Origin of the sequence: Streptohalobacillus salinus (assembly GCF_003201605.1) — a bacterium.
Taxonomy (GTDB): Bacteria; Bacillota; Bacilli; order Bacillales; family Amphibacillaceae; genus Streptohalobacillus; species Streptohalobacillus salinus.
Genome location: NZ_QJJR01000030.1, coordinates 1 through 2,538, shown reverse-complemented (window position 1 = coordinate 2,538; position 2,538 = coordinate 1). Strand labels below are relative to the sequence as shown.

The following is a 2,538-nucleotide window of genomic DNA, read 5'->3' as shown; positions in this document are numbered from 1 at the left end:
TCAGTGGTAACATGACATGGCAAAGGGTGGTACATTTCGTGGCAACAGGTGGTTAAAAACTTGGCACTAGTGGTACATTCCTTTGGCAGTAGTCACTACACAACATTGCAGCGATAAACTACACAATTTTGCACCTGAAAGATTCTTTTAGTTATTTTTGTTTGGATAATGCATTCTTTAGTCGAAAACTCTCTCCGGTAAAGCTTAGTATATGAGCGTGGTGAATCAGTCGATCAACCAATGCGGCTGTCAGACGAGCGTCAATGAAGACTTTATTCCATTGACTAAATTCAAGATTACTAGTAATAATGACGCTTTTCGTCTCATACCAATCGCTAATCAGCTGAAATAGAAGTTCAGCTCCTTCTTTCGTAAACGGAACATAGCCCATTTCATCTAAAATAATCAGTTTAACCTTGTCAAAACGCTTTTTAAAAGCATCTAGTGTGTTATTTTTCCATTGACGTTCTAGCTCACTGACTAGGTCAGATACGCGCCAGAAGCGTGTATCTATACCGTTTTCTGTAGCTCGAGTGCCTAAGGCACATGCTAAGTGAGTTTTTCCTGTGCCAGGTGTTCCTACAAAAACAGCATTTTCACATTGTTTGATAAAAGACAGACTAGTCAGTTCTTCTTTTGTCGTCGGGCTAGGAAGCGAAATCTGACGATGCCATTCATAAGTCGATAGTGTCCGCCTGTTTGGTAACTTAGATTGTTTATAGAGGCGAATCGCTTTTGCTTCTTCACGACTTTGAAGTTCATTTTTCAAGAGGAAAAGTAACCAATCCTCTTTTGAATCAAATCCATCCATATCAATGACTTTTGGTATATGAGAGAGCCGAAGGCTTTTACACAGTTCTTCTAAGTAAGCGCGATCCATTACTTATACTACCTCCTTGGGAAAAATCCCTAACGCATCATAACTGTTCCAATCCACATTGTAAGAATCGGAACTGGGTTCAACCCCTATTAATTCATAGAATCTTTCGTTGATTTGTTTCATATCATTAGTAACGAGTAAATTAATAAGTATATCGACACGTTCGGCTTGTACCTTCCAGTCATTATGAGTTAAGTATAATTTGATCCGATCAGGTAGATATTTCCAGTAACGTGAGTACTCCATTGAACGGAGTTTTTTACGCCAGTCCAATAAGATAGATACCCAGTCAATCGGTCGTTTTTTAAACATATAAGGGCGATCACCTTCAGCTATTATGTCACCAGAACCACTGTAGAAAGTGTAAGTCTCAGCTGTTAAAACAGCATATATTTTAGTGTGATTTCGTGCCTTAGGCACGTGAATGAGTGTTTGATCGAGTTTGATTTCGTTATACTTGTTTGCCTTGCATTCGATCTCTTTAAAGACGGGATAAGGCACATCAGGAAGAGCCAGTAGTTCAGTTTTTTCTTCTTCCCATAACTCAATAATGGAGACGTTTTTTTCATAATGATTTCGATCTCTGTCTTCAATTAGTTGGATCCTCAGTTTCTCATTCAAAGAAGCAAAATATTTCATTGACGGGCTTGTAGGGAAAAAGTTATAGCGTATATAACCAACTTTGTTTTCAACACTTCCTTTTTCATTTCCGCTGCGTGGATTACATACTTGCGTGTTGAAACGGTAATGAGTGGCGAAGCGAAGATAAGCATCGGTTAATACAGCAGGTTTGTATTTTGATTTTCTCTCCGTAACAGCAGTGGACATATTATCGATTCGAATGACTTTCGGCACACCGCCGATTTGATGAAACAATTGAGTCATACCTTCAAATAAACACTCTTGATTCTCTGCAGGTAACGCAACCGCAAAACCCACATTACTAAACGGGAAGGTCATTACCAACGTTTTTATATCTTTAAATGATCCTTCATGTTCGACTTCCATTGTTCCAAAGTCTAGCTGTGCATCTGCTGGGGGATGTTCCAGACGTTCAAATCCTTTATCTACAGCCCCCTTATCATTGTGAGTAGAACGCCAATCTTGAACAAATCCACAGACAGTCCGATAGGACCCAGGGAAATCAAGTTCTTTCAATTCACGATGATAAGCTACGTTTGTTCGTCGTTTTTTCTTTGGTAACTTTGCATCTTCGGCGAGCCATAGCGTTAATATATCTCCCCACTTTTGTTCATACATCATGCCTTTTTTCTCTATTTTTCTCTTCTTTGGAAAATTATCTTCATCGGCATATTTTTTAGCTGTGCGCCAATTCACTCCAAGTTCTTTTCTTATGTGATCAATCGATTTATCGTGATTATTTCTTAAATTTTTGATAGTATTAATATCAGTCATTGTGAGCATACCTTTCATACCTCCAGTTAAAGTGTAGGAACTCTAACTTTAGAGGATTTTCAGGTGTCTCGCAATGGCTTTTTATATTGCATTTTGCCATCTGCAGAGTTGTGTACTTTTACCCTGTAATCTTATGTATTTTTATGGTTCTTACGCAATTTTGGGGATAATACATGCGCTTAACAAATATAAATTCGTTTATTTTTTGAAATTATGGTTGATAGAGCATTCTTAGACGTAAG

2 protein-coding genes are annotated in these 2,538 nt (G+C 38.1%); both read right to left on the bottom strand.

The genetic code is table 11. The annotated features are described in order from the left end of the window. Positions 1–151: 151 nt before the first annotated feature. A complete protein-coding gene (gene istB / locus DES38_RS11855) occupies positions 152–880 on the bottom strand; it encodes an IS21-like element helper ATPase IstB (RefSeq protein WP_110252289.1) in 729 nt (242 codons plus the stop codon). A gap of 3 nt (positions 881–883) precedes the next feature. After that, entirely contained in the window at positions 884–2,296 is a 1,413-nt protein-coding gene (istA, locus tag DES38_RS11850) for an IS21 family transposase (RefSeq protein WP_245882014.1), read from the bottom strand. Positions 2,297–2,538: the final 242 nt, after the last annotated feature.

What these genes read in the sequence shown, in the direction of transcription:
- istA (WP_245882014.1), bottom strand. Translation starts at nt 2,296, where the DNA reads ATGACTGATATTAATACTATCAAAAATTTAAGAAATAATCACGATAAA.
- istB (WP_110252289.1), bottom strand. Translation starts at nt 880, where the DNA reads ATGGATCGCGCTTACTTAGAAGAACTGTGTAAAAGCCTTCGGCTCTCT.